At 38.2% G+C, this 26781-nt stretch carries 25 protein-coding genes and 2 tRNA genes; 8 read left to right on the top strand and 19 right to left on the bottom strand.

Annotation, left to right across the window (positions count from 1 at the left end; translation table 11 throughout):
- Window positions 1-95: 95 nt before the first annotated feature.
- From R2R35_RS20480 to R2R35_RS20450, 7 genes are all read right to left on the bottom strand, one after another.
- The gene (locus R2R35_RS20480) at window positions 96-2018 is read right to left on the bottom strand and encodes an ABC transporter substrate-binding protein (protein WP_317731696.1); all 1923 of its coding nucleotides are present in this window, start codon (window positions 2016-2018) and stop codon (window positions 96-98) included.
- Between the two features lie 830 nt (window positions 2019-2848).
- On the bottom strand, window positions 2849-3046 hold the full coding sequence (locus R2R35_RS20475; protein ID WP_033167815.1) for a hypothetical protein: 198 nt from the start codon (window positions 3044-3046) through the stop codon (window positions 2849-2851).
- A 230-nt stretch (window positions 3047-3276) separates the two neighbouring features.
- Window positions 3277-3492, bottom strand: a complete 216-nt coding sequence (locus R2R35_RS20470; RefSeq protein ID WP_317731693.1) for a group II intron maturase-specific domain-containing protein — start codon at window positions 3490-3492, stop codon at window positions 3277-3279.
- 250 nt (window positions 3493-3742) lie between these two features.
- Window positions 3743-3952, bottom strand: a complete 210-nt coding sequence (locus R2R35_RS20465) for a cold-shock protein (RefSeq protein ID WP_317731692.1) — start codon at window positions 3950-3952, stop codon at window positions 3743-3745.
- Between the two features lie 299 nt (window positions 3953-4251).
- Window positions 4252-5535, bottom strand: a complete 1284-nt coding sequence (locus tag R2R35_RS20460; RefSeq protein ID WP_317731691.1) for a LysM peptidoglycan-binding domain-containing protein — start codon at window positions 5533-5535, stop codon at window positions 4252-4254.
- Between the two features lie 438 nt (window positions 5536-5973).
- Window positions 5974-6046, bottom strand: a tRNA-Thr gene (locus tag R2R35_RS20455).
- A gap of 10 nt (window positions 6047-6056) precedes the next feature.
- Window positions 6057-6130 (bottom strand) — tRNA-Pro (locus tag R2R35_RS20450).
- 160 nt (window positions 6131-6290) lie between these two features.
- On the opposite strand from R2R35_RS20450, the gene R2R35_RS20445 reads away from it, so the two are divergent.
- Window positions 6291-7589 (top strand): LysM peptidoglycan-binding domain-containing protein, encoded by a 1299-nt coding sequence (locus tag R2R35_RS20445; RefSeq protein WP_317731690.1) that lies wholly within the window; start codon window positions 6291-6293, stop codon window positions 7587-7589.
- Window positions 7590-7597: 8 nt separating this feature from the next.
- On the opposite strand, the gene R2R35_RS20440 is transcribed toward R2R35_RS20445, so the two are convergent.
- Window positions 7598-8542 carry a DegV family protein gene (locus tag R2R35_RS20440; RefSeq protein ID WP_317731689.1) on the bottom strand — a complete coding sequence of 315 codons (945 nt, stop codon included), beginning with the start codon at window positions 8540-8542 and terminating at the stop codon, window positions 7598-7600.
- 779 nt (window positions 8543-9321) lie between these two features.
- Between R2R35_RS20440 and R2R35_RS20435 the strand changes: the two genes are divergently transcribed.
- A complete protein-coding gene (locus tag R2R35_RS20435) occupies window positions 9322-10008 on the top strand; it encodes an ABC transporter ATP-binding protein (RefSeq protein WP_317731688.1) in 687 nt (228 codons plus the stop codon).
- Window positions 10009-10011: 3 nt separating this feature from the next.
- Entirely contained in the window at window positions 10012-10260 is a 249-nt protein-coding gene (locus R2R35_RS20430) for a hypothetical protein (RefSeq protein ID WP_317731686.1), read from the top strand.
- Between the two features lie 121 nt (window positions 10261-10381).
- On the opposite strand, the gene R2R35_RS20425 is transcribed toward R2R35_RS20430, so the two are convergent.
- On the bottom strand, window positions 10382-10564 hold the full coding sequence (locus tag R2R35_RS20425) for a hypothetical protein (RefSeq protein WP_317731685.1): 183 nt from the start codon (window positions 10562-10564) through the stop codon (window positions 10382-10384).
- Window positions 10565-10894: 330 nt separating this feature from the next.
- Here R2R35_RS20425 and R2R35_RS20420 point away from each other — a divergent pair, with 330 nt between their 5' ends.
- From R2R35_RS20420 to R2R35_RS20410, 3 genes are read left to right on the top strand one after another with little or no spacing between them, the layout of a single operon-like run.
- On the top strand, window positions 10895-12511 hold the full coding sequence (locus R2R35_RS20420) for a recombinase family protein (RefSeq protein ID WP_317731684.1): 1617 nt from the start codon (window positions 10895-10897) through the stop codon (window positions 12509-12511).
- Window positions 12512-12548: 37 nt separating this feature from the next.
- Window positions 12549-12722 (top strand): sulfonate/nitrate/taurine transporter ATP-binding protein, encoded by a 174-nt coding sequence (locus tag R2R35_RS20415; RefSeq protein WP_317731682.1) that lies wholly within the window; start codon window positions 12549-12551, stop codon window positions 12720-12722.
- On the top strand, window positions 12703-13515 hold the full coding sequence (locus tag R2R35_RS20410) for an ABC transporter permease (RefSeq protein WP_317731680.1): 813 nt from the start codon (window positions 12703-12705) through the stop codon (window positions 13513-13515). The genes R2R35_RS20415 and R2R35_RS20410 overlap by 20 nt, the downstream gene beginning before the upstream one ends.
- Here R2R35_RS20410 and R2R35_RS20405 read toward each other — a convergent pair.
- From R2R35_RS20405 to R2R35_RS20365, 9 genes are all read right to left on the bottom strand, one after another.
- Window positions 13512-14270, bottom strand: coding sequence for an ABC transporter permease (locus R2R35_RS20405; RefSeq protein WP_317731679.1), 759 nt, complete (start codon window positions 14268-14270; stop codon window positions 13512-13514). The genes R2R35_RS20410 and R2R35_RS20405 overlap by 4 nt on opposite strands.
- A gap of 23 nt (window positions 14271-14293) precedes the next feature.
- Entirely contained in the window at window positions 14294-15046 is a 753-nt protein-coding gene (locus tag R2R35_RS20400; protein ID WP_317731678.1) for an ABC transporter ATP-binding protein, read from the bottom strand.
- Between the two features lie 91 nt (window positions 15047-15137).
- On the bottom strand, window positions 15138-16076 hold the full coding sequence (locus tag R2R35_RS20395) for an ABC transporter substrate-binding protein (RefSeq protein ID WP_317731677.1): 939 nt from the start codon (window positions 16074-16076) through the stop codon (window positions 15138-15140).
- Window positions 16066-16659, bottom strand: coding sequence for a UbiX family flavin prenyltransferase (locus R2R35_RS20390; RefSeq protein WP_317731676.1), 594 nt, complete (start codon window positions 16657-16659; stop codon window positions 16066-16068). The genes R2R35_RS20395 and R2R35_RS20390 overlap by 11 nt, the downstream gene beginning before the upstream one ends.
- Before the next feature lie 150 nt (window positions 16660-16809).
- Window positions 16810-17691, bottom strand: coding sequence for a UbiA-like polyprenyltransferase (locus R2R35_RS20385; RefSeq protein WP_317731675.1), 882 nt, complete (start codon window positions 17689-17691; stop codon window positions 16810-16812).
- Window positions 17678-19369 carry a menaquinone biosynthesis decarboxylase gene (locus R2R35_RS20380; RefSeq protein WP_317731673.1) on the bottom strand — a complete coding sequence of 564 codons (1692 nt, stop codon included), beginning with the start codon at window positions 19367-19369 and terminating at the stop codon, window positions 17678-17680. Before R2R35_RS20380 ends, R2R35_RS20385 begins: the two co-directional genes overlap by 14 nt.
- A 284-nt stretch (window positions 19370-19653) precedes the next feature.
- Complete coding sequence (locus R2R35_RS20375) at window positions 19654-20490, bottom strand: DegV family protein (RefSeq protein ID WP_317731671.1); 837 nt, start codon at window positions 20488-20490, stop codon at window positions 19654-19656.
- A gap of 540 nt (window positions 20491-21030) precedes the next feature.
- Window positions 21031-23103, bottom strand: a complete 2073-nt coding sequence (gene htpG, locus R2R35_RS20370) for a molecular chaperone HtpG (RefSeq protein WP_317731670.1) — start codon at window positions 23101-23103, stop codon at window positions 21031-21033.
- A gap of 114 nt (window positions 23104-23217) precedes the next feature.
- The gene (locus R2R35_RS20365) at window positions 23218-23715 is read right to left on the bottom strand and encodes a DUF5721 family protein (protein ID WP_317731668.1); all 498 of its coding nucleotides are present in this window, start codon (window positions 23713-23715) and stop codon (window positions 23218-23220) included.
- 132 nt (window positions 23716-23847) lie between these two features.
- On the opposite strand from R2R35_RS20365, the gene R2R35_RS20360 reads away from it, so the two are divergent.
- Complete coding sequence (locus R2R35_RS20360) at window positions 23848-24033, top strand: hypothetical protein (RefSeq protein WP_317731667.1); 186 nt, start codon at window positions 23848-23850, stop codon at window positions 24031-24033.
- Between the two features lie 189 nt (window positions 24034-24222).
- Here the strand turns inward: R2R35_RS20360 and R2R35_RS20355 are convergent, their stop codons facing one another.
- Window positions 24223-26100, bottom strand: a complete 1878-nt coding sequence (locus tag R2R35_RS20355) for an alpha-amylase family glycosyl hydrolase (protein WP_317731666.1) — start codon at window positions 26098-26100, stop codon at window positions 24223-24225.
- Between the two features lie 378 nt (window positions 26101-26478).
- Between R2R35_RS20355 and R2R35_RS20350 the strand changes: the two genes are divergently transcribed.
- The gene (locus R2R35_RS20350) at window positions 26479-26772 is read left to right on the top strand and encodes a hypothetical protein (protein ID WP_317731664.1); all 294 of its coding nucleotides are present in this window, start codon (window positions 26479-26481) and stop codon (window positions 26770-26772) included.
- Window positions 26773-26781: the final 9 nt, after the last annotated feature.

The following is a 26781-nucleotide window of genomic DNA, read 5'->3' as shown; positions in this document are numbered from 1 at the left end:
TTCCTTGATGAGCCATGCAATCATCTTTTTTCATGAGAAATAGGGTATGAAACATACCCTATTTCATCAGCAATATAAATTACACTTGAACTTTCTTATTCTTCAACATAAGCTTTCATAAGAGCATATGACATATCCCAGATACCATTAGGATTATAGTTCTTTAACTTAGCGTTATAGAAATCATGGTAAGTATTGGAATACAGAGGAAGATCAGGTAATAAATAGTTCCATCTTTCGATGAAGGAAACAAATTTGCTTTCGAAAGTTGTTTTGTCAGAAGGATCAACTAATACCATATCTTTAGCAAGCTTGGATAATTCTTCATCCGTTATGAAGTTGGTGTTATCACCAGCTTTGATACGCTCAGGATCACTTGTATAAGTTGCTGCCATATCATAGATAGGTGTAAATCCTGTTCCTAAGTTGAACATGTTGTAAGTAGGAACGGAGTATTTCTTATCAGTTGAACCATCTCTGTATAAGTAGCTTAATAACTCAGTAAAGGTCATTACTGTCTGATTAATCTGGATACCAGCAGCCGCTACATCAGGGTTGTTCTGTAATTTTACTACTAAAAGGTCAGAAACTGCATTCTGCTCGGAAGAAGCCCACTCAAGGATAAGAGGCATATAGGTTCCGTCATCAAGTTTCTTGTAACGAACACCTGAAGTATAATCTTTACCGTCTTTGTCATATACCCAGCCGCCTTCTTCTAATACCTTAACGGCATTATCAAGACTGTATGCATAAGCATTTAACTTCTCATCAATTACATCCTTTGTATCCTGGTACATCCACATAGCAGGTCCGTAAGGTCCGTTTACAACAGAACCGAAACCGCCAGTGAAAGCTTTTGCGAAATCATTACGATCTAACAGCTGAGCAACAGCCTGACGAACTTCTACGAACTGTGTAGGTCCGAAATCACAAACAAACTGTAATTTACCATATCCGTTACGGTCATAAGCTGTATAAGCAAATCCGCCCTTGTCAACTAAGTCAAGACCAGCATTGATTTCATCACCACTTGCCATACCGTTTAACAGGTCAACAGAACCAGTCTTTAACTCATCAAGAGCTGTTTCAGTTGTAACTTTTTTGTAGATGATTGTTTTGATAAGAGGTTTTAAACCTTCTTCATCACCTGCATAGCTAGGGTTAACTTCAATAACAGCTTCTTTAGAAGACTCATTAAAGCTAACTGCATTGTAAGGTCCACATGTAATTGCAGGTATTGTAGTTCTTGCTGCGTTGATTTTTGCTTCATAGTTTTCTAATGTAAAGTTATCGGAAAGATATGCACCTTTTCCGTCATCAGTGATTGTAACCTGATCATCTGTATAGAAAGAAAGCTTTGTAGGCTGAACAGATACCAGACCCAACTCATAGTAGTAAGGAAGGTTAGCTGCATCAATGGTTACAGCAAATGTATCATCACTTATTAAATTAACACCGGAAAATTCTTTTGTCTTACCGGTTGAATAATCAGCAAAACCTTTAAAGTACATACCAACGATAGTATTGTTTGCTCCCATATCAGAAACTAATTTGGAAGACCATAAAAGCAGGTTAGCTACATAGTCTTTTGCTGTAATAGGAGTTCCATCGTTCCAAACAAGTCCGCTGTTAATTGTCCATGTATATGTCTTGGAACCATCTTCATTATCAGTAACTTTTTTGTCTTTTACAACAGTCGTATCAACAATGAACTCACCTGCGCTTGTTACTGCAACAGTTGAATATCCATTTGTCATCTGATAAATATCATTATCAGCTGCACCATTCTGGAAGAAAGGAATGAATTCACCGCTTAAGTCAGTTGTACTACCGATGATAAGCTGTCCTGTAGGTTCTGTGGGGGTTGCAGGAGCCTCTGTTGCTGCTGGCTCTTCTGTGGATTCAGTAGGGGTTGCTGTAGGCTCTGTTGAGATTCCGGTGTCATTTTTGCCCTTGCATCCTGCAAGCGTAAATACCATGACAACGGTCAGCAATAATGCTAACACTCTTTTTTGCATAAAATTTCCTCCTTAATATATTGTTGATATTAGTCTGATATAAACACTCGAATTTTGCTATGTATTTCTCCGCTTTAATGCGGTGAACCATTAAATCATTAAACTATTATACAAAAAAAGCCTTTCTTCATTGACATTCAATGATTTAGAAAAGCAACCTTGCAAATATTCATATTAGACAATATCTTAACGACTTTAAGCCGTCATCACAAGTTGTATTATATAATACAATTAATCTCTTGTCAATAAATCTTTACAAACAGTGAATTTATCTATAATTATGCAGGGTTTATATTGTATTTAGTGCTTTTTCGCCTTTGTCAAATGCAAAAAAATACAATTTATTTGATAACTTATTTATTTTCTACAATATTATATATGCAGCCTTTTTAAGTACAAGTTACACTATCCTGTTATTATGTACAAATTCCCAGCTTATAATCGGCAAAATAACGAAACTTTTTATAGGTATAATGTCTTATAGTTATTTGCAATTGTAAATTTTATTATATTATGGTTTGATATTTTGTAAAAAATGTTATATTTCCTAGATATATCGGATAGGTAATAATTAAATTATTTTCTATCATGAAAAAAAGCACTCCTTATTTCAGTGCTTAATCTCCTATTTGTTTCTTATACTTTTGCTTCTATGGGCTATCGTCTGGCTGGAAATGGATTAAGGATATAATCGGTCCTAACAGGTAGCAAAAATGAGAATTTACAGTCTACTCAGACTGATTTATATAATAAGGCACAAGCTCTTTACAAGAATATACTCTCCACTCCACCAAAAGCAAAGGAGCGGTGGCAAGTCCTCCTCCTCCTTTTTATCCTATCCTCTTTTCCAAAGCATCCGTCTTTCTATTTAGTATTTCATGCACATGTTCAACTTCATCTAAAATCATACCATCCATTGCTTTAAGTTCCGCCGTGTCTTTCATCTGCTGTCTCTTTAACTCCTTTAACGTCTTCTCAAAATCCATTATCTTGTCAAGTATCAGATCAAGTTTTTCTGCATCAGTCATTTTATTTCCCCCATAAATTTTACTAATTCAAATCTTACCATCATAGCATGAATTTTTCAAGGGAGCTATTACATTTATACGAAATATTTAGGATATTAAACACAAAAACTTCCAGGATAGCGATCGAGTAGGAGAATTTTCTCTATTATGAGAAATTTCGACCATACCTATATTTCCAATGGGCAAATAAGGCTGGTCTCTTTTCTTAACTTGAGAGAGCCAGTTTTCTGCTAAACGTCTTCTACCACAAAATCTATATATTTGCACATCGCCAATTCTACAATTCTTCTATCCACACAGTCCAAGGTGTACTTCATAGCAGCGGCGTTGACTTTACCAAAGTAGTTAATCTGTCCTCTGATAGACGGATTTAGTTTCTCCACAATCATTTTTATCTTACATCCTGTTTTCTTAAGGATTTCCATGTACTTTATCTTAGCTCTCAAACTTTTACATGACTTCTTACTGACCAAGAGTTTGCTTGCAGAGTCCTTCAGATTTCACCTCACAATACACCCTTGCTGTTCAGCTATGTGCTTCCTTGTTGCCTAGGCGACTTTCACCCGTTAGAACCCACCCATGGCGCACAACAAAAACAGGGCCGATTTACTCGGCCCTGTAAAACTTACTATTATAGATACAAATTATATATGGATAAAACAACAGTACATCTAATAATCTGTTTTTTTTTCAGATTTACGCTACGCAAACATTTGCAGCTTTAATCTTTCGACTACTAGGATCTTTTTCAATGTCAAAAGTAACTCTTTGACCTTCTTCAAGACTCTTAAACCCATTTGAAGTGATTGCAGAAAAATGTACGAATACGTCCTCTCCACCATTTTCATCAGTAATAAATCCAAACCCTTTTTGTGCGTTAAACCATTTTACAATACCGTTATTCATTTACGATACCTCCATTATATTATTTGTATCAAAGTAAATAAAAAAATTGACCCTATACACAAACCAGTTAAAAGAACGACTTGTATGTATATTAGGCCAACTCTGTTAAATTCATTGATTATGTTTTACATAATATCACAGTTAATACCCAAAGTCAACCATTATTATTTAAATAGATTTATTCTGCGATTGATTTCTAACTACCGGTTACCAGGGCTGTCTTTGACTTGTCCAAATTATCACACTAATTATTACAGGCAAACATATGTAATCATTTATAAATAACCACTCTTAATTTACTAATCCACTTGTAATTTAACAATATTAAACTGTGAATTAATAACCAACCACAGTTGTGGGTTATAAATATTTATATTCCAGATTCCCGAGCCATGCAGATTGAAATTAACTACTAAACTTAGAGCTGCATTTATACTTCTTGCATCTATAAACCAGACAATATGCTGCGCATCTCCACTAGTATATCTAAAAAATGGTGTTTGAGATAATGCGTCGAATTCAATCTTTGCACCATATGTACTAGCCAAATTAATAGCGCCATCGTAGGAAAGAACATTAATATTTGATAAACCTGGTAAAAAAGGCAACTCCCAGTCATAACCAATCGTTGGGATTCCTATAATTATTTTTTCTGGAGTAATAATAGTATTTATGTAATTTAAAAATACCTCCAAATCATTAATCGAAATTATTGGAGTAGGTGGGTTTACATTTGTTGCCCATTGATAATTCATAAATATAATATTTTGTGATAATTGATCTAATATAGAATAATCCACTCTTTCAAAGCTAGCATCAGCTCCAATATTACTAAGATTAGGGTCAACGGTTACAAATACTAAATATCCCTCACTATTTAAACGTTCGGTAATAAGAGTAAAAAACGAATTATAATATTGTATATTACTTACATTAATATATTGAAAAGAAATATTGACTCCTCTATAGCCCTTTATCCTTAGGATACTTAAAAGATTCTGTATATAACTATTTTGAAAATCTGGATTTAATAATAAGTCAATTTCATTAACAATATTCGCCTTACCTGTTATTGTTAAAGTAGTTAGTAACAAAAGTGGGACAACACCATATGATTTGATTATTTCAATAATCTGAGAGTCATCTGAATAAGAAATTATATCTCCTTCTCTTGTTGCTGTATAATTTACGATTGAAAGGTAAGTAAGGTATGGTAAAGTTTTTGTTAGAACACTTTTATCAATACTGGGAGTGGTATTTCCATGCAAAGTAATATTACCTTTTTTATTATAACTTATAATAATTGTTTCCCCAGGATAAATATATTTTCTATCTGAAAGAAACGGATTATTCATAAGTAGTTGCATGGTTGAGATATTAAACGCTTCTGCTATACCTGTCAGGCTGTCTCCTTCTTCAACTGTATAAACAACCTCTGGAATCGCTATAACAAGCGCTTGCCCTTCTACTAAACTATACGTATTTTCCAAGCCATTATCTAAAATCAACATTTCTTCTGTAATACCATAATAACCAGCTATCGACTGTAACGTCTCACCTTGCTGTACAACATGTATCTCCATAAAAGCCTCAATAATCGTTTATTTAAATATATGATTATTCTTTTTATAAAATCCATATTACTCATTGCAAAGTTTAATAATAAATATTCGAAAGACATCTAACTTTTTAACTTGTTATGGTCAGCCACTCTGTTAATCAAGTAGCTCTTTTTTCTTTTCAGTAACCACTCCAGGTCAGAACTGTTACATACGCAGCTTTTGTATCTTTAACTATGATTGGGTAATAATTATATATTTTATGTAAGCAACAGGAAAACAAATGCACTATAGTATATCAGTACTTTTTTTCAATTTTAGTATTATTATAATAGTTTGATAATGCATTCATTTTATATCAAGTTACCAAATAGTTACGATAGCATGAAAAAAGCATCCTTTCGGATGCCTTAAATTCATTATTCATTCTCTACAACTATTGATTTTACAGTATTTCTTATAAGCTGGAAATGGGACTCGAACCCACGACTTCCTCATTACGAGTGAGGTACTCTACCAACTGAGTTATTCCAGCACATAAAAAATCGAGGTGACGGGATTCGAACCCACGGCCTCTGCGTCCCGAACGCAGCGCTCTACCAATCTGAGCCACACCTCGTTTTTAACATTTACGAATTAATCTCGCCAAATTATTATGCTACTTTTAAAGGAAAAAGTCAAGTAAAAAAATTCTTTTCTATATAATATTTGGTATTATTTTATGAATGAGTTTTTACGAACAGAATATATATTAATAGAGTGATTTCATGAGGTTGCCTATGGAAATTTATCTGGTAAAGCAAGGTGATACCATTTATTCAATAGCAGAAGCATATAAGTTATCCCCTGAAAGTCTAATAAGAAATAACGGTATACTCAACTACGATAATCTGGTAATCGGACAGACTATTGTAATTGTATATCCAGAGGAAACATATATAGTAATGGAAGGCGACACTTTATTCGATATAGCCGCAGCTCATAACGTTACTCCCCTTGCGCTTTTAAGGAACAATCCTACACTGGCAGGTCGCCGCCTTTTATATCCGGGAGAAGAATTGGTAATTCGATACAATAATACCAATGGCCGACTGAAAACCAATGGATACGCCTATCCTTTCATTGACTTTACTGTGCTTATAGAAACCCTTCCTTATTTAAGCTTCTTAACCATATTTACATACCAGTTGTCTTCAACTGGTCTCCTCTCCGGCTATGATGATGCTGAACTTATTAATAATGCTAAAATTTATGGTGTGGCACCAATAATGTTTCTAAATACAACGGACAGGACAATTGCTGCTGAACCAACTTCCTTTTTTTCCAGAAGCATTTCCTATGAAGTATTAGATTACCTGATAACAACAATAATAGATAAGATAGAAGAAACCGGATATTCCGGCGTAAATCTGTTTCTTGAGAACATAACACTGGAGAACTATCCGTTAATTGTTGACAATGTAAAAGCCCTTTCATCCCGTATGAAGGAAAAAGGACTTATTACAATGTTTACACTTACTCCGGAAATCTTTCAGCTGCCACAAGGTACCACTTATCTAGACATCGATTATTCAGACCTTTCGCAGGCAGTTGATTACATTATCCTGGCATCTTATAATTGGGGCTTTACTTTTGGTCCCCCTGCGGCTGTCACACCCATAGAGACAGTAACACAGAATCTTGATTACGCAACCTCTGTAATTCCCTCCAGAGAAATCTTTATCGGTGTACCAATAATCGGATATGACTGGAAATTATCCAGTGATGGTAACTATACCGTAGCAAATGCACTTAATTCGGATGCTGCTATAATGCTAGCTGCTGATGTTGGAGCAATTATAGAATTTGATACAGCCTCTATGGCTCCGTTCTTTACCTATACCAGCAGAGACAATAACACGGATGTAAATCATATTGTCTGGTTTAAGGATGCCAGAAGCATACAAACCCTCTATGGTTTTACGCAGGAATATATGCTCGCCGGAGCAGCCATTTGGAATATCATGCACTTTTTCGAACAGATGTGGTTTATCATAAATTCCCAATATCAAATCATCGGTCCTTATGATGAATTTTAACTGTTCTGTTAATTGTTTCTATTCTCTCCCCAGAAGCATATTCCAATGGCTCCAGGACCAGAATGTGCCCCAATACTGGGGCTTATCACATTAATAACAACATTTGCTTCTTTCACTGTATCCTTTATTAACCGGGCAACATACTCAGCTTCTTCCGCTGCATCGCCATGAACCACACAAATGGGCAAGCTGCCACTTGCTTTGGAAGAACCTTCTGTGATGCCAGTATTTAATGCTGCGACGGTGTTCACTGCTGTGGTGGTGTTTTCCACCTCACCCATTCGTTTAACCATATTTGCAACTATGGTGGATAAGGACTTTTTACGACCTCTTACAGTTCCCGAAGGCACTAATTTTCCCTCGTCATTTACTACAAGTATCGGCTTGATATTTATCATACTTCCAACAAAAGCAGATACTTTAGAAATTCGGCCTCCACGCTGGAGATGAAACAGATCATTTACTGTAAATTGAACGCAGAAATTACTTAAATGCTGTAAAAGCCAGTCTGCTATCTCATCAATTCCTTTTCCGGCTTCCTTTAGCTCCACCGCTTTCATAACCATTAAGCCCTGTCCCAGGGAAGCATTTAAGGAATCCACAACGATAATTTTAGCATCTGTATATTCTTCGCACAATTCTCTGGCACCTGCTGCCACATTACTGCAGCCACCGCTTAAGGCAGACGAAAAGCTAATATGTAATACTTCTTTGCCTTCTGTTATAAGCTTAAGAAAAGTAGAATGTATGACTGCAGGATTACTTGCCATAGTCGTAGGCATTAATCCACCACGCATACTATCATAAAATTCTTTTGGCGTCAGGTTAACTTCATCACCGTATACTGTATTATTCAACTCGTAATAATGGGGGATGATAACTATCCCCTTTTCACTTATGTAATCAGGTAGTAAATCACTGTTTGAGTCAGTCGTTATAACAAAATCCTTCATCCTTCATCTCCCTTATGTTTTTATGTAAACTTATAGCTACATTATAACTGATAGCTTACGCTGTTGTACAGCTTTTAATTGTGAATCTGTAATACCTCTACTTTATTCATCAACTATTTGCTGCTTGACATAACAGCTTAAATTAAGGCACCATCTTTTAACGACAGGATATATAACGCCAAGCATATCCTTACAAACTAATAGAGTACAGTAATATGGCAAATTATCAACAAACTAATCCCCCAGCAAAAGTAATATTAACAAATAATAAAGTTCTATATCCTTAACTCTTAAAGCCTTTTTCTAAAAAATCCGCTTACGAACTGAGGCAAGGCCTGCTTATTCCAAGCCTTATCTGTTCAAAACACTTCAAAAACTCCGCAATCTTACAAAAACAGGTGAATTACGCAAAACAGAAAGAACGAATGCGCCTATGGAAAGGTACTAGAAGTCCTTTTCTCTGAAAATTTTATGCTATCAGGTAAAACAGATTGTTTGAGCGTAGCGAGTTATCTGTTTTACCTGATGTCAAGCAAAAAATCTTCAGAGAATTAGGACTTCTTGTACCTTGGAATTGAAGCATGAGTTCTTTCTGTTTTGCGTAATTCGCCGTCCCCTTTGTGATATCCCACCCTTTTCCAATAAAATACCCTATCACTTCACCGTCCCCTTTGTAATATCACCACCCTCCTGCAAATAAAATGTGGGAAAATGCCTTTTATTTTCACACCATTCGTCATATTTTCATATAATACATTATAAATAAACCGGAGGAGCCTATGGGAGAAATCTTAAGAATAAATAACGTCGTATACACTTACCATAGTTTAGAAGGAGAAACTCTGGCCTTAAAAGACATTTCCTTCCACGTTGATGACGGCGAGTTCCTAGCTATTGTAGGACCTAGCGGATGCGGTAAATCAACTTTACTCTCATTGATTGCAGGACTTATATCACCAGACACTGGTGAAATTTTAATAGATGGAAAAGATTTAAAAGCATCTGGGAAAAATATTGGATATATGCTGCAAAAAGATCATTTACTGGAATGGAGATCCACTCAGAAAAATCTTACTCTTGGACTCGAAATACAAAATAAGCTAACAGAAAACAGTTATGTCATGATAAACGAGATGCTTTCAACTTACGGATTAATAACCTTCAAAAATTCTAAACCCTCTTCTTTATCCGGCGGAATGAGACAACGCGCCGCTTTGATTCGCACTCTTCTGCTGGAACCCGATATACTTCTTTTGGATGAACCCTTTTCAGCTCTGGACTATCAAACCCGCATCGAAGTGTCAGATGATATCTGGGGAATTATCAGAAAGGAGCATAAAACTGCCATTCTTATTACCCACGACATATCAGATGCAATGATTACGGAAATTCTACCAATTATTTTCTACATAATTCACCATATTTTGCATGTTGCATATACTAATAAAAAAAGTAAAGGAGAATAGCAAATGAATTCAGACAGAGATAAGAATAACGACGTGCAACAATCAGACTGCTGCGGCGGTTGGTCAAACAATCCCTGGGGCAGAGATCCCTGGCGTTCTGGCCCTTGGGGTCCTGGTCCCGGAAAACCTCCCTGGGGCGCTGGTTCCTGGGGCCCTGGTCCTTGGGGCAACGGTCCTTGGGGTCCTGGTCCTGGAAAAGGTCCCTGGGGTCCCGGTCCTTGGGGTCCTGGTCCGAGAAGAAGACCTTGGTAGTATTTTCTGTATAATGCTTTACAAAAATTATCCGGTACAAAGAGCTGTTCATGTATTACTTGAAGCAGTCTTTCGTACCGGATATTTAAATGAACAAGAAAGCTACCTTTTGATCTATAATCTAACTTTTTTCCTCTTCCTTTAACTGTTCCTCCAGATACTTTATAAGCTGAAAAAACAACTCCTGCTGTTCCATTTTCTCTCTGTTCCCAATCCAACGTATAAGTAACTCTGCAATAAGTTCATTGACGGTGTCCTCTGATAATTTACAGACCTCATTCTGATGGTTCACTCTTATTTTCATACTGGCTCCCATTGCCTGCCGTCTCTGCCTGCAGATATGGCACTGCCACAAATCAGGATGTGAATTATGTATTTCAATAATTTACACTGCTCAGATTATTCTCCTTATCACAGGCTATTCATCTCCTCACTTTTTTATGATGTCTCGAAAGAGCAGGCATGTATTTTTGGTCAAACGGATATACATACAGTAAGAACAGGATGAAATAACAAGCTTAAATCAATAAGAATTTTGATATATAAATACTGCAGTTATAAAAAAGTATTGCAAACAGATTTACTTTGCAATTCTGCTTACTAAACACACCAAATACATAGACAGGAGGGTATCATGAATATAGCCATTTACAGCAGAAAATCCAAATTTACTGAAAAAGGAGAATCCATAGACAATCAGGTGCAATACTGCAGAACCTATGGAGATACTCATCTGCTTCATATTCCAGATAAGAATTACATTATTTACGAAGATGAAGGCTTCTCAGCTGCCACTTCCATGCGTCCCAAGTTTCAGCAGCTGCTTCAGGATATCAATGCGAATAAGATTCAGATGCTTCTGTGCTATCGCCTGGATCGTATTACCAGAAAGGTCTCTGATTTCTCTAAAACCCTGGAATTGCTGGAGCAGAGGAAGGTCGGGTTTATCTCAGCAACGGAGAATTTTGATACCTCAACTCCCATGGGAAAAGCAATGATATACATTGCCTCCGTATTTGCCCAGCTTGAACGGGAAACTACGGCAGAACGCGTACGTGACAATATGCTTGCATTATCAAAAACCGGAAGATGGCTTGGCGGCCTGACCCCAATGGGTTATACCTCCAAGGAAATTATCTATCTTGATTCCGAATTCAGAGAAAAGAAATTATATCAGTTGATTCCTGTAGAAAAAGACCTTAAAACTGTAGCATTACTATTTGAGAAATATTTGGAACTAGGAAGCCTTTCTGCAGTTGAGAACTATTGCCTTGTACATGGTATTACCACACAAAAAGGAGGCAGTTTTTACAAAAGCAGCATTGCCAATATTTTATCCAATCCTACATACTGTATTGGTGATGCCGCCTCATATGACTATTTTTCCTCACTTGGCTGCTGTATTACTTTTCCTCCGGAAAAGTTCAACGGAGGAAGCGGAATCCTCTGTTACAACAGAACCAGTCAGCAGAATAAAGCTTCCCGTAACAAACGACCGCCTGATCAGTGGGTGGTTGCTTTAGGTAAACATAAGGGACTTGTTTCAGGCAATACCTTTATCCGTACGCAAAAATTATTAAAGGAAAACAGTGAAAAAGCTTCTCCCCGGAAAGACACCTCCTCTTATGCACTTGTGTCAGGAAAAATACATTGTGCAAATTGCGGCTCTGCCATGAGAGTGAAAAATATTCGAAAAGCCGGTGATAAGATCTACTACAGTTATGCCTGTGAACAAAAAATTTTTTCCAAAAAAATGAATTGCAATATTTCGAATTTAAACGGTAAGCTTTTTGATGACTATCTACTGGAGCTTATAAGCACCATACTTCTTGGAGCTGTAAATTATAACAAACTACTTCGGCTCTTACAGGATAAGAGAACAGTTTTACAGGAAGATGACTTAGAATATAAACAAAGGCTGGATTCATTAAACAATGAGAAAAAAGATATAAAAAAAGAAATTGAGACAATTATTACACGGCTAGCCACCGATTCCTCTCCTATTCTACAGAAATATTTCCTTCCAAAATTAGAAGAATTGGATTTAAGGATTAGAGAAATACAGATAACCATGGACTCTATGGCTCCAAACGGTCAGGGAGCAGACCATTTCACCTTCTCAGAAAGCTTTCCGGAATTCTTACGCACAATAATTATGTCCTCTGAGCTCTCACAAAAAAAAGTATTGATCAACACTCTTATTCAAAATATCACTTGGGATGGCCAGCAGGCTTCTATCACCTTAGTGTAATTTCAGCATTTTGGTAACAACAGGTGAAGCTGTTTCCATGGCTGACCGGATAATCATCTTAAGCAGCCGACCCGGCACGGTAAAACGTGAAATTCCTGTGGAGCTTACACTTGATGAGCGAACTCCCTTTAAAGCCAGAAGTGCACCGGAATTCAAGGAATATTTCAATATGATCTGGAAGGAGCTAAGCTATGGCAAAATCAACAGATAAACCAGCTTTTTCTTCTTCCCACCAGGCATTTCTCAGACAGTATCACCGCCGTAAGCGCATTATTCGCTTCCTGCAATTGCTGATTATTGTATTTTTTCTGGCTTTCTGGGAGATAGCCACCCGTATCGGACTGGTGGATTCCTTCATATTTAGCAGTCCCTCCAGGGTGGCAGGGACTTTTCTTGCTATGTCAGCTGATGGAAGTGTGTTCTACCATACCGGCATAACCCTTCTGGAGACTTTTGTAAGTTTTGCATTGGTAAATATTCTGGGTATTTTCATAGCCATTCTCTTATGGTGGAATGAAAATCTTGCCAAAGTTCTGGAACCTTATCTGGTGGTACTGAACAGCCTTCCGAAATCCGCATTGGCTCCTGTCTTCATTGTATGGCTTGGTAATAATGTGAAAACAATTATCGTAGCAGCCGTTTCTGTCGCAGTCTTTAGTACCATCATCACTTTATACACCAACTTTATCAACACGGAGGAAGATAAGAAAAAACTTATCTTAACCTTAGGCGGCAGTAAAATGGATATCCTGCTTAAAGTGGTTATCCCCGGAAATATCCCTCAGATTATCAGTATTATGAAAGTTAATATCGGCTTATCCCTGGTTGGAGTTATTATCGGTGAATTCTTAGCTGCGAAAGCAGGTCTTGGTTATCTTATAATTTATGGAAGCCAGGTCTTTAAACTGGATTATGTAATTATGTCCATCGTAATCCTCTGTATCCTGGCAACCTTTCTATATCAGTTGCTTTCTTATTTTGAGAAAAGATACCACCGTAATTAAAGGCTGGCTTCTTTCATCCAGGGGCACACTTTTTGAATGAGCAAATCCATTGCAATGAACAATAAAAAACCCACAAAGGAGATTACCAAAATCCCTAAATACATCTGAATATAATTAATCCTTGACCAGGCGTCCAGAATATAATATCCCATACCGTATTCTGTTCCATACCCTTCAATAAAAATAAGGATCGACACCGCCGTTCCCAAAGATACTCGAATACTGGTGAATAACTGAGGCAGTATTGCCGGCACTGTAATATGCCTTATTATTTGAAGACGACTTCCACCGGAGCAAATAACTGCCTGGTAAAGTGCTTTGTCAATATGCAAGACACTATCCCTGACAGAGACTATAACCTGAAAGACAATGATACAGAATATAATAACTACCTTTGAACCGTCCCTCATTCCCCACAGCAGCATTGCAATGGGAAGAAGGGCGGTTTTTGGTATAGGGTAACTGAAATAGATCAAGGGGTACAGATATTCATTGGCTCTCTTGGAATAAGCCATCAAAATACCGATTGGAACCCCAACCACCAATGACAGAAACAACCCGGTAAATATTCTTCGCAGACTATAAAATATGTGATAAAATATGCCATCTGAAAAAACAGAGCCAAAATTAGCATATACCTTCAGGGGATTTGGTATGACTGCCATGTTCAACCAGAATGAAAAAAACAGCCATATAACATTTAATAGCAGAAAGCCTTTCAAAAAAGTCAGGCACTGTTTTGCTAATGATTTCATGGATTTCCCTCCGTATACTCAGCTTAAAACTGCAGTAGCTGTCTGAAACTTTCTTTTTTTCGTGAAAGCTCTGTCTGCTCTCTGATAAGCTGCCCAAAATATGGATTGTCTTCCACATGCTTTATATTGCCGTTGACTGTATCCATTACAGCAATCTTATTTCCAAGGTACAGAGCTTCTTCTATATTATGTGTTACCAGAAATACCGTAGGTCGATATTTCTTCCAAAGTGAAAGAAACAGTTCCTTGGCTTCATCTCCAGTTACGGCATCCAGACTTGAAAAAGGTTCGTCCATTAATAACAGTTCCGGCTTTAATAAAAATGCTCTGGCAATGGCAGTTCTCTGAGCCTGACCTCCGCTGATTTCACCCGGAAAACAAGACCAAAGAGTATTAATATGAAGAGCTTCCCCGATTTCTTCCAACGCCTTATTGTACTGCTCCACTTCTGTCTCTTTCTTAATCTTTAGCGGCAGAAGGCAATTTTCCCTGACAGTTTTCCAGGGCAGCAAACCGCTGCCCTGTGGTATTATACCGATTCTATGAGTTTTCGGAGACAGAACCGTTCTATTCCCCGCTTCTTCAATAAATGCACCGCCGGACATAAAGGGTAGAATTCCCGCCAACGCATTGATAAGCGTTGACTTTCCACAGCCAGATGGTCCCAATAAGGCCAGGCATTCTCCAGCTTCAATTCCCAGGGTAAGATCCCTTACAACGGTTTTCATCTCTTTTTTTGTTTTATAACCAAGAGAGGCATGCTCCAGTAATAACATTTTCTCCTCTTTTCCGGATATTCAAATCGGTATTGAATATCCCTTCATCCATTACCGCTATATTAATTAATAATATTTCAGTCAAAATGATTTATTGATACACGTCATATACTAACTGCTCGTAGCTTAAGTCCTTACTGCATAAGCCCTTTTCTGACGCCCAGGCTATGGCAGCTTCCAGATCTTCTTTTACCGGAAGTGTACTGGTACGGTATTCGCCGATTTCAATATTACCTTTCATTTCCTCCGGGTAACCGGCAGCTTTTATAACCGCATCCTCATATTCCCTGATATCCGTTTCGTTCATATAATCCACAGCTTCATTGTAAGCTTTATAGAGATTGCTGATTGCTTCTTCCTTCTCTCCCAGGGCTGTCTTGGTAAAGGCAGAAACCGCAGGATAGAGTCCATAAGAATTAGCACTTCCCAGATAAACTGCTCCGTCCTTTATAGCAAGGGTTGCAAAGGGCTCCGGTATCAGCACCAGGTCTATTTTATCGTTTCTTAGCATTTCCAACCTGTCTGGTATTCTGGGAATTGCTTCTTTCACTACGTCTTCCGGTGACAACTGATTGTTGTTAAGGATAGTATCAAGGGTATATTCAATAAGCGTATTTTGTGAAATCGCTATACTCCTCCCCTTCATTCCATTAATATCGGTAATACCTGTATTTTTACCTGCCAGAAGTTTGAAATCACCATCGGTGATACCTGTTATTCGTACATCAAAGCCGGCATTCTGGTACATGCAAACTCCTATGAAATCCGTTAATACACCATCCAGTTCTCCGGCAGTGAAAGCAGCATCCCTGTCCTTGGCAGCTGTAAACATTTCCAGATCCAGTTCAAACCCATATTTTTTATCCAAGCCTCTTTCTGAGATCAGTTCAAAGGGAATAACATCCAGAGAAGACATCATACCTACTTTAAGTACTACCGCTGCTTCCTCCTTTCCCTGATTTTTTTGTTTACCGCAACCGGTTAATGCTATTGCAATTATAAGAAAGCTTATTAGCAGCTTATTTTTCATCTTTGTTTCTTCCTTCCCATCTTTTATAACAATTATTTTCTATCTTTAAATTATCAAGAACCTTACCCACAACAAAATCCACTGCCTCCTCAAGGGTCAGAGGATGATTATAAAAACCAGGCATAGCCGGCAATATGGCAGCACCAAGCTTGGATAATTCATAGAGATTCTTTAAATGATTTGTTGAAAAAGGAGTTTCTCTTGGTACCAGCAGAAGTTTTCTGTCTTCCTTTAGCATGACATCTGCTGCTCTGGTTAACAGGGTTTTCGTTATACCATTAGAGATTTCTGCGGCTGTAGACATGGAACAGGGTATTACCACCATGGATTCACATTTATAAGAACCGCTGGCAATAGGGGAGAATAGATTATCGTTATTTTCAAGGATTATATTCTCATTCACCTTTTGCCATTCCTGTACCTGTTCCCGGAGACTTTTACCAATTTCATATTCATAGACCTGACTTCCGTGCTCAGAGGCAACCAGATGAAGTTCATACTCCCCTGACAGCAATTCTTCTATCAGACGTTTAAAATAGATGGAGCCGCTGGCTCCGGTTATACCAATGATTAATCTTCTCATAACAGCCTCCTGTCCTGTCAGATATTTCGTATATGTATACATAAACTCATTATTATTTACATATTTGATTATTTCTTACCATAACTCATTCGCACCTTGCCGCATTCCAATTATAGTGGAAGACTTCGGCTCTTTGCTCTGACTAATCCCTTACAGAAATGCATCTGTCAGGCCAAATAGGAGAAAAACAATACTTACAATCTGGTTGACACTATAAGAAGCAATATTGACATTGACCAGGTTATCAGGTGACACCATCCTGTATTCAGCCAGGAACAAGGCTGCAATCACTGCGATTCCCGTATAATAAATTACTGAAAGGTCAGGTGATAGAATACCGATGGCAATCAAGCAGAAAAGAGTTACCGTATGCAGAAAAGCCGATATCCACAAAGCATATTTCACACCAAACTTAACCGGAACCGAATGCAGGTTGTTTGCTTTATCAAATTCATAATCCTGACAGCCATAGATAATATCAAAACCTGCCACCCATAGGGTATTGGCTGCTCCCAAGAACAACGGCACCCAGGTAAGGCTGCCTGTAACGGCAAGCCAGGCTCCCACCGGCGCGCAGGCACAAGTCACTCCAAGTACAAAATGACATAGGAAAGTAAATCTTTTGCAATAGGAGTATCCGATCAATAGTATCAGCGCAATGGGTGATAGCAGCAGGCATATAAAATTTAAGCGGTATGCGCCATATAGCATTACGAGAAAACAGAAGCTGGTAAGTAATATGACCTCTTTTTTGTTAATTTCGCCTTTTGGCAGCTGACGGCTCTTCGTTCTTGGATTCCTGGCATCTATTTCAGCATCTATGACACGATTGATGGCATTTGCTCCGGTTCTTGCGCCCATGAAGCAGACCAGTATAAAAAATACGGTTTTAAAGTCTGGTATTCCTTTTGACGCCAGCACCATTGCCACCACAGCAAAGCTTAGGGAGAAAATCGTATGGGAGAACATAACCAGTTTTCCGTATTGCTTTAATTTATCAACAACCTTTTGAATAATCTTAATCAAGCCCATATTCTTTCCATCTTTCACTAACCAGATCAATAATTTCCTGTGACATGGTTATGTCTTCCGGCCAGTCTCTGGTAAGTCCTTCCTCTTTCCATTTTTTTGTTGCATCAATACCAAACTTATTTTCTAAAGCTATCAAATCTCTTTTCGCATCGATATTATTAAAGAATTTCCACATTACCAGGGAAAAATTTGAAATGTCCACACTATCATCTACCGCAATGACAAATTTATCATCATTTTCTTTTAGATGTTTCATTAACAAATCCTTTGCTTCACCGGGGTATTTCTTGCTGATCTGAATAACCTTAAAATTTTCTTTTCCTGTTGTTTCTCTTACTGTAGTTGCATCCACACCCAGTCTGGTGCCATATAAGGCTTTGTCAGAGGAGTGGTCAAGTGCATCCAGCGGTCCTTCGGATAAGAGGAGGTCATGAAGACTCCCTACATTTCTAAGAACTGCCTGTCCTACTTCTTTCAGATTCTGCACATCCACATTTTCATTTACAATAACCACAAGCTTGGTATACATCATCTGTCCCATTCCCCATACTGCATTCATGACCTTTCTGGCACAACCTGGGTATGCAGAACGGACAGAGAGGATAGCGCAATTATGAAATACACCTTCTAAAGGAAGATTAATATCCTTAAGCTCTGGAATCTGCATTTTCAGGATAGGCAGAAAGATCCTTTCAGTTGCTTTTGCCATATAACAGTCTTCCATGGGAGGCTTTCCCACTACAGTAGCAGGATAGATTGCTGCCTTTCTGTGGGTGATACAGGTCACATGAAATCTCGGATAGTAATCTGCCAGGGAATAATAACCTGTATGATCACCAAAAGGTCCCTCAAGTACCAGGTCCTCTGTGGTGTCAACATAACCCTCCAGCACAATTTCAGCATTAGCAGGTACATATATATCGTTGGTAACACATTTTACCATGGTTACATTGGATTTCCGAAGCCAGCCGGCTAGCATCATTTCATCCAGCATTTTCGGCAAAGGTGCTGTTGCCGCATAGGTAATAGCCGGATCACAGCCAAGGGCTACGGATACGGGCATTCGCTCCCCTTTCGCCTTATATCCTCCATAGATTTCCGAACCGTCTTTATGTTTATGCCAGTGCATCCCCGTGGTTTTCTCATCTAATACCTGCATTCGGTACATACCCACGTTCTGCTGCTTCGTATTCCTGTCCTTGGTAAAAACTAAAGGCAGGGTAAAAAACCTCCCTGCATCCAAAGGCCAGCATTTTAACACCGGCAAATTATATAAATTCACTTCTTTTTCTATAATCTGTTGGCATTTTCCTCTTCCCGGCCTTTTAAGGGGCAGAGCATAGAGAAGCCTGAATAATCTGGGAACACTCCTTATCAATCCTTTTATGGTAAGGTAATTACGAAGCTCCAGATACTCTTTAATTTCATCCCCTATTTCATCCAAGGTTTCAGCCTCCAAGGCCATACTCATTCTTTCAAAGGTTCCCATGGCATTTATCAGCAATGGATAGGGCGAATCTTTTACCTTTTCGAATAAAAGTGCGCTTCCGTATTCTTTGGAAATTCTGTCTGCTATTTCTGTAATTTCCAGCTCAGAGGAAACCTCTGCCTTGATACGTTTCAGCTCACCTTTTTTCTCCAAGGCCTTTATAAATCCTTGTAAATCCTTATGTGACATCTTTTTCTACCTGCATTCCGTTAATCTTTTCACATTGCATCAGTTAAACAGCTCTAACACACCTACTATACCAGAAGATTTCTGATATGACAAGAATTTTTAAGTAAGGATCCTACGCAGAGATTATGGTCTGGGTGTATTTTGTAAATAAAGACCTGACAGGGCGGCTGTTATGCCCTATACAGGTCTTTATATGATATGTTACTATTTTTTCTGTTAAAAGCTACTATGTCAGCCAATCTCAATGCCCAGTCAGTAAATGGACTGTCTTGCAACAGCAGCTCTTAATAACACACAATTACACCGCCATCTCCTGCATACATGGTGCTTACACCTGCTGTATCCACGATGATACAGTCTTTAAAGGATACTCTCTTTAAGAGCTCTTCTTTCACATACTGGGCTCTTCCGTAATTATTACAGTGCGCAATTCCCAATATCCTGTCTTGGGGGGTTTTAACATCTTTTTCCACCGCTTCAACCATTACCCCCAGCGCTTTCTGAATACCTCTGGCCTGATCCAGCTTGGTGATTGTACCTTCCGGTGTAGCCATCATCACGGGTTTGATATTTAAAACACTGGTTATAACCGCTTTAAGACCTGTAAGTCTACCGCTCTTTCTTAAGGTGTCCAGATTCTCCAGTACAAATTTTGTACTTAAGCCATCCCTGAATTTATGAACAGCCTCTACAACTTCATGAAAGGGCTTGCCTGCACCAGCCAGTTCTCTGATCTTATGAGCTATCAGAGCCTGCCCTACGGAAGCGGAGCAGGAATTAAAGATTTCTATGTTTTTAGATGTATTCTCTTCCAAATACAAATTTTTACCTACTTCCGCACTATTAAAAGATCCGCTTAAATTAGCAGAAAGAGTTACTACATATATATCCTCTTCTCCTCCAAACAATTTCATATAGGCTTCTGGAGAAGGACAGGAGGATTTCGGACTAGTAGGAGATTCTCTCACCATTTTCAAAAAATTTGCCTGATCAAAGGTCTCATCATCCACGATTCTGGTCTCACCCACCTGCAACTCCAAGGGTACGAAATGAAAGTGGCTGTCTTTTCTCATTTCTTCGGTTAAATCTGTACAACTGTCTACAATTATCTTATACGACATATGGTCATCCTCCATAAATTTCTGTTGCTTTCTAAAATTAAAACAGTATTTTCACTGTAAAAATATTTCAATTTAGTTTCCATAATATCGGTTATGTCAACCACATCCCTTTATTACAAATACCACCTAATGTAGTTTTGATTACTACCAATTGTAGCACATAATATAATAATTTTAAAGAGGTTTTCTATAAATTTTCTATAAAATTCTGATTGCTATCCTATAGTAAACATTGGAAGGCATGATTGCCTGGGTCTATGTCTGAAAACTACTTGTACCGGTTTGGAGGTTCCAGTTTATGGGAATCATGGTGCTATTCAGGGACGTAGTGTTGTTATGCTCCCAAGAATACAGGGCAGGGTACTTCAAATTAGAGCCTTAAGGACGGTATACAATGAGTTTACATACACACCCTAAACTGAGTCTTGTTAATTATATGAGTCCTTTTAATTACGCAAATAAAAGACAGTTTCTGAATTTCAGAAACTGTCCTTTGTATTTACTATATATTCTAATTATTCCTTTTTTGGATTCATATTATTAATTCTTTGCCAGAATCTCCATTATCTCATTGCTTCTGGAAATAAAATTGGTCATTGCTTCACCATCAAGTGGCTTATGGCTTAATAATGCAAGATCATAAAGCTGGGAACAGAACAGAGGCACATACTGACTGTCTTCCTTTTCGAAGATATATTGAACCAGTTTGTTTCCAGCATTTAACACCAGGGTTTCACTGCTGCCAAACATATTAGGATCCATTCCGTACATATTATACATCTTCATCATTTCCTGCATTCTGCGGCTTTCTTCTGATAATGTTATCATAGAAGAAACCTTCTCATTCTTAAGCTTAACGACCTTAACCTCGAGCTTTTCTTTGTTTAATACTTTTCGGAACAGCTCTGTAAGCTTCTCATTTTCATCTTTTAAAGCCTCTTCCGTTGAGCCCTCTTCTTTAAAGCTGTCTGTGATATCAGCATCTATACGCTGGAATTTGTAATCCTTCTCCGTCTGCTCTAACTGAGTGATAAAAGGCTGGTCAATGTTATGGGTAAGGATAAGAGCATCAATGCCTTCCTGCTTGAACATATTAATGTACTGACTCTGCTGTTGTTCGTTTGTAACATAGTAGACAATGTCTTTCTTTTCTTCTTTATCTGCTCCCTCACTGCCGTCAGTATTTTCGGAGGCTTTTACTTCTTCTGTGGTCTCTGAAGCCTCAGCGGAATCAGAAGCTTCGCCTTTCGCTGCCTTTACATACTCAGGCAGAGTAACATACTTGCCTTCAAGATTCTTAAAGATAATGAAATCCTTCATCTTATCTCTGAATTTGTCATCCTTTAAGCATCCGAACTTAATGAAAGGACTGATATCATCCCAGAATTTTTCGTAGCTTTCACGCTCTACCTTATACATTCCGGATAATTTATCCGCAACCTTTTTGGAGATATACTCTGAAATTTTCTTTACAAAGCCATCATTCTGAAGTGCACTTCTGGATACGTTAAGAGGAAGATCAGGGCAATCGATAGCACCTTTTAGCAACATCAGGAATTCCGGTATTACCTCTTTGATATTATCAGCGATAAATACCTGATTGCTGAATAATTTGATGGTTCCTTCCAAGGTATCATATTCGGTATTTAATTTAGGGAAATATAGAATTCCCTTTAAGTTAAAAGGATAGTCCATATTTAAATGAATCCAGAACAAAGGCTCTTTGTAATCATGGAAAACCGTACGGTAGAACTCTTTGTATTCTTCCTCTGTCACATCATTGGGATGCTTGGTCCAGAGAGGGGTTGTATTATTGATAGGTTTAGGACCTTTTTGCTTTTTCTCTTCTGTTTCTGCTTTGTCTTCTGTTTCCGCTTTATCTTCTGTTACATTACCGTCTTCATCCACTGCAGCATCGATTACATCCTCTTCTGCTGCTTCGTTTTCTTCTTCAATTTCTTCCTCTGGCTCTTCTTTTGCATTGGCATTTTTGAAGTAGATCTCAACAGGCATGAAAGAACAGTATTTCTCGATAACCTCTTTTGCACGATACTCATTGGAGAATTCATAGCTCTCTTCATTTAAGTATAAGGTAATCTCTGTTCCTCTACTCTCCTTCTCCCCTGCTTCCATGGCAAATTCGGTACCGCCTTCAGATTCCCAATGAACACTTTCAACACCTTCCTGCCAGGAAAGTGTATCAATTGTAACCTTATCTGCAACCATGAATGCACTATAAAAACCAAGACCAAAATGACCGATGATCTGCTCTTCATTGGTTTTGTCTTTGTATTTGTTCAGGAAATCTGTCGCTCCTGAAAAAGCTATCTGATTGATATATTCCTTCACTTCATCAGAGGTCATACCAACACCGTTATCAATAAACTTGATGGTCTTCTCTTCCGGATTAACAATTACTTCTATTTTGAATTTATTGTCCTCAGGAAGCTTCGCCTCTCCCATAAGTTCTAACTTCTTTAATTTTGTTATAGCATCACTGCCGTTAGATATCAGTTCGCGAAAGAAGATATCATGGTCAGAATACAGCCATTTCTTAATAATAGGAAATATATTTTCCGAATTAATTGACAGACTTCCATGTTCATTCATCATAATAATCGCTCCTTTTCTTTATCTCTCATATAAGCATAATATTAATACGCTTGTATGTATTTGTCAAGACAAAATTAGCACTCATTTAAAGTGAGTGCTAACAAGACAATTATTTTATTCCTCTTCCGCTGCAATACCTTCTTTTTTTAGGAACTTCTTCACGTTCTCATCCCAGAAATGATCAAGTGTCTTGTCCAGTGTAAAGGTCCCAATGGAGGTTCCCGTTACAATGGTCAGGTTTTCTTTTTCATAACGAATATTTAAAAATAATCCGTTAATGTCCTCTTTGCTTAAAGCAACACCGGATTGGGCCAGGAGCTTTTCGGTGTTCTCCGGTGATAAGAGCATTACTATTTTTATGAACAAAGGAAGCTTATTTCCTTTCACAACCGAAAAAACATAGGGCTTTATATCTGCCCATTTGGCATATTTTTTTAGCTGCAGTTCCTCCTTTTCTTCCTCTGTATAAAAAGATTGATTTATCTTACCATCTATGGAAAAATGTGCATAGGTTATCACCTCAGCTTCTGAAACCATAAAATTGTCAAATATCTTTTGGATGAGCAGACTTCCCATAAAACTTTTAACATCCAGTATTTTTAATGATACCAAGTATATTTCCTCCTAACCTACAGATACTAGTCTCAAACAGAACAACCAATTAATTCTTTCACTTTATCCAACGTATACCGTCAGAGTTTTCTGACAAACCCGGAAATATAATTCAGTAAGGAGGGTATTTGTATGTATTTTGACCATTCCAAACGAAGCTATTACCGTTTTCCAAACAGAAACAGCGTTACCGATTTTGAAACTCATAGTCCGATGTACTTTCCGGACAAACACTCTGAGCTTCTGGATCAATTTTCGGACCTTTACTTTAATCCATCGGATACAACCGAGAATGACACACGGGACAGGTACTCTTGATACTATACCGAATTTTTTCATAAGCTGAAACCATTTACCAGCCGCCATTCTTTGAACATGTCCGAATGCTGGTCTGAAAGTCCTCTTTGCGGTATATATTTATTAAAATCAATCGATTCGATTAAATAGTTAAACGAAACCACCGCAAAGAAGGGCTGTCAGAACAGTGGACATTATTATGACCATATCTTATGTTTCTAATACTTTTTGTGTAACATATATCTTAATGCTTCTTCCTTCCAAAGTAAAGCGCTCCGCTTTGCCGATTTCAATCTCAGCTTCCTGCTCTCCTAAAACCCTGCAGTATCCTTCCGCCGTTGACAGTAACAATATCCATACTTCTCCCTCTCTGGCTTTTGGCAAATGAAATTCCTGCATATCCTGGTGAAAATTAAGAGCAAGATAGAAAGAGTCATCGTATAGATTACTGTCAACCGCAGCATAGGCACCACATAACATAATACCTAATTGTCTGCTGTAATGATCATAATCAGGATACCAGGGACTGGTTCCATGAAAAGAAAGATCCGGCATTCCACAAGCAATATAATCCATTTGCCGAAAGGGGTCTTTTCTCTGAAACACCGGATGTGTTCTGCGAATATCTATCAGCATTTTCACCCATTGGTTAATATCATATTCCTCCGATACCTTTGCCCAGTTAAGCCATGAAATGCTGTTATCCTGGCAGTAAGGGTTATTATTTCCCTCCTGGGTGTTACAGAATTCATCTCCCGCTAATATAAGGGGTGTTCCCTGACATAAAAGCAGCAGAACAAATGCATTTCTCATTTGTTTCCGGCGAAGTGCAAGTATATTTTTACCGCCCTTTCCTTCTTTCCCACAGTTCCAGCTGTAATTGTAATCCTGTCCGTCCCTGTTATTTTCTCCGTTGGCTTCATTATGCTTCCTGTCATAGGAAAATACATCCCACAGGGTAAAACCATCATGATTCGTCAGGTATTTGACAGTTCCGGCCTCCTCTGACAGAGAGGTAAATTGCGTGGCAAAATCTTTTACCTGCTCTTCCTCACCTCTTAGTAATCTTTTCGCCGTAATGCTGAAATTTTGATTGCATTCACCGTAATTGATAAAGGTTTTATTTTTCTCAGGCGGAATCCTATAATCCCAGCCTTCCGATAATATCTTTGTTTTTCCCAGCAAAGGATCTGAAGAAATTATGGATACTGGAACAGAACTGTTGGATAGTCTGAAGCCATCTATATGGTATTCATTCACCCAGTACCTCAGGCATTCCAAAACAACAATGGTATTGGTGCCGGGAGCGAAGTTCATGTCAAGTATTACCTCAATACCGCTTTTATGGAGAGCCTTTACCATATATTTTAGCTCTTTCTCCGGTGACTCTTTTTGAAAGGCATAGGCTGCCTTGGGCGCAAAGTATATATTATCCTCTGTATATCCCCAATAATTTATCTTATCATAAATCCCTTTACTCTCCAGGGATTCTTCAAATTCATATATCGGCAGCAGCAGGCAGCAGTTAATCCCCAGTTCTTTTAGATAAGGAATCTTTTCTGTGATACCATAGAAGGTACCGGGGCAGCTAACCGCTGAACTTGAATCCATGGTAAAGCCACGAACATGAAGCTTGTACATTATAGATTCCCTAAAATTCCGTTCTAAGGGTTTGTCCCCTTCCCAGTCAAAAAGAGAGCAGCTGATACCACCAAGCAGTTTCTTTCTCTCAGACTTCTTCTGTCCGAATTCTTCTCTTCCATAAAGCAGCGTTGCGCATGGATCCAGAAATTCACCTCTTCTGCTTTCATAAAGATAGCCCAGCTTCTTAAGCCAGTCTTCCTGCTCCGGGAAAAACTTCTTAAACTGTTTTTGTTTAATAAATACTGAAAAAATATTACCGTTTCTATACTCATTGGTTAACCGAAGGGAGAATAGCTGCTTTTCGGTAACTCTGTTGTACAGATTCAATCTGCATTCCTTCTCATCAGGCAGATAAAGTGCGAAATTGATACCATCCTTCCATAAAGTGACGCCCAGTCTTTCTGTCACTCCTGCTGCTGTACTCCCATCCTTCTCTTTTATCATCAAAAACCTCCCTGCCCCATCTGCCCGCTTCACTATACTGTATTACCCTGATCAAAGCTCAAAGCAATTCCTCCTGTTTAAGCGCACGTATTCCCTTCTGAAACCCATGTACATACTTTTAAACGATTTACGCTTCCTCTGTGCCACGTAAAACCTTCGTTTTTCCCGCTATTAAGCCTAATTATAGCATTTTCCCTTCTTCAAATCAAGCTTACCAAATTCTCCTTTTTCAGCCCAATCCCCCCTTGCACAGATCTATAAATATTGCTAAACTAAAGTATATTTATATTTCCCAGACGTTCTGACTCTCCATAAGTCGTGTGTGGAAGCTTACTGCATCCACGAATAAAATATTATTTTATGAAGGAGGTAATCCTGTTGTATTCTGATTTAAGAAAGTTATCGAATCTATTCCTGGTTTTCTCTTTGTTAAGCCTTGGAGGTTCAGCCTTTTCCTTTATAATGCTTTTTGATTACTGGCATCTGCGACAGACAGATTTCAAACCTTTCTTTTATATATGCAGCTTCCTTTCTGCTGCTATACCACTTGTTTTTATATGCCTGACGGTTATGGTCAGGAAGATGGTAAAAGAACTGATTACCGATAATCACTACATAACAGAACAGCTAAGGACTCTGGAAGCCAAAATGGAACAACTGTCCGAACGTTAATATTTTAAT

The organism is Anaerocolumna sp. AGMB13020 (genome assembly GCF_033100115.1).
In the GTDB taxonomy this organism is placed as follows: Bacteria; Bacillota; Clostridia; order Lachnospirales; family Lachnospiraceae; genus Anaerocolumna.
This window is presented reverse-complemented; position numbering and strand designations above follow the sequence as displayed.

Excerpts from the sequence above, each read along its gene's own strand:
- R2R35_RS20480 (WP_317731696.1), bottom strand. The coding sequence starts at position 2,018 with ATGCAAAAAAGAGTGTTAGCATTATTGCTGACCGTTGTCATGGTATTT.
- R2R35_RS20475 (WP_033167815.1), bottom strand. The coding sequence starts at position 3,046 with ATGACTGATGCAGAAAAACTTGATCTGATACTTGACAAGATAATGGAT.
- R2R35_RS20465 (WP_317731692.1), bottom strand. The coding sequence starts at position 3,952 with ATGAATAACGGTATTGTAAAATGGTTTAACGCACAAAAAGGGTTTGGA.
- R2R35_RS20460 (WP_317731691.1), bottom strand. The coding sequence starts at position 5,535 with ATGGAGATACATGTTGTACAGCAAGGTGAGACGTTACAGTCGATAGCT.
- R2R35_RS20445 (WP_317731690.1), top strand. The coding sequence starts at position 6,291 with ATGGAAATTTATCTGGTAAAGCAAGGTGATACCATTTATTCAATAGCA.
- R2R35_RS20440 (WP_317731689.1), bottom strand. The coding sequence starts at position 8,542 with ATGAAGGATTTTGTTATAACGACTGACTCAAACAGTGATTTACTACCT.
- R2R35_RS20435 (WP_317731688.1), top strand. The coding sequence starts at position 9,322 with ATGGGAGAAATCTTAAGAATAAATAACGTCGTATACACTTACCATAGT.
- R2R35_RS20430 (WP_317731686.1), top strand. The coding sequence starts at position 10,012 with ATGAATTCAGACAGAGATAAGAATAACGACGTGCAACAATCAGACTGC.
- R2R35_RS20425 (WP_317731685.1), bottom strand. The coding sequence starts at position 10,564 with ATGAAAATAAGAGTGAACCATCAGAATGAGGTCTGTAAATTATCAGAG.
- R2R35_RS20420 (WP_317731684.1), top strand. The coding sequence starts at position 10,895 with ATGAATATAGCCATTTACAGCAGAAAATCCAAATTTACTGAAAAAGGA.
- R2R35_RS20415 (WP_317731682.1), top strand. The coding sequence starts at position 12,549 with ATGGCTGACCGGATAATCATCTTAAGCAGCCGACCCGGCACGGTAAAA.
- R2R35_RS20410 (WP_317731680.1), top strand. The coding sequence starts at position 12,703 with ATGGCAAAATCAACAGATAAACCAGCTTTTTCTTCTTCCCACCAGGCA.
- R2R35_RS20405 (WP_317731679.1), bottom strand. The coding sequence starts at position 14,270 with ATGAAATCATTAGCAAAACAGTGCCTGACTTTTTTGAAAGGCTTTCTG.
- R2R35_RS20400 (WP_317731678.1), bottom strand. The coding sequence starts at position 15,046 with ATGTTATTACTGGAGCATGCCTCTCTTGGTTATAAAACAAAAAAAGAG.
- R2R35_RS20395 (WP_317731677.1), bottom strand. The coding sequence starts at position 16,076 with ATGAAAAATAAGCTGCTAATAAGCTTTCTTATAATTGCAATAGCATTA.
- R2R35_RS20390 (WP_317731676.1), bottom strand. The coding sequence starts at position 16,659 with ATGAGAAGATTAATCATTGGTATAACCGGAGCCAGCGGCTCCATCTAT.
- R2R35_RS20385 (WP_317731675.1), bottom strand. The coding sequence starts at position 17,691 with ATGGGCTTGATTAAGATTATTCAAAAGGTTGTTGATAAATTAAAGCAA.
- R2R35_RS20380 (WP_317731673.1), bottom strand. The coding sequence starts at position 19,369 with ATGTCACATAAGGATTTACAAGGATTTATAAAGGCCTTGGAGAAAAAA.
- R2R35_RS20375 (WP_317731671.1), bottom strand. The coding sequence starts at position 20,490 with ATGTCGTATAAGATAATTGTAGACAGTTGTACAGATTTAACCGAAGAA.
- htpG (WP_317731670.1), bottom strand. The coding sequence starts at position 23,103 with ATGATGAATGAACATGGAAGTCTGTCAATTAATTCGGAAAATATATTT.
- R2R35_RS20360 (WP_317731667.1), top strand. The coding sequence starts at position 23,848 with ATGTATTTTGACCATTCCAAACGAAGCTATTACCGTTTTCCAAACAGA.
- R2R35_RS20355 (WP_317731666.1), bottom strand. The coding sequence starts at position 26,100 with ATGATAAAAGAGAAGGATGGGAGTACAGCAGCAGGAGTGACAGAAAGA.